General features: G+C 48.9%; 1 protein-coding gene. It reads left to right on the forward strand.

The window, feature by feature from the left end; translation table 11 throughout:
- On the forward strand, nt 1–278 hold a 278-nt coding region (locus tag HC175_RS23695), incomplete at both ends, for a 2-oxoglutarate dehydrogenase E1 subunit family protein (protein ID WP_168140152.1).

Here is a 278-nt window from a genome sequence, read left to right on the forward strand (position 1 = left end):
TGACCAATACCTTCAATTTCCCGATAGCGTAGAACCAAGCTGGAGAGCTTTTTTCCAGGGGTTTGATCTTGGTCTTGAAACTTCCGGAAATGGACAGGCTACTGTCGAACAACCCCAACAGGTTCTTAGTCATCCCGGGAATGGAGAACCCATCCAAATGTCTGAGTCTGTTCTTAAGGAGTTCAGGGTGGTGAAATTGATCGACGGTTACCGTACCCGCGGCCATCTATTCACAAAGACAAATCCTGTGCGCGAGCGCAGAAAATACGCACCCACTC

It is taken from the genome of Salinimicrobium oceani, from assembly GCF_012037645.1.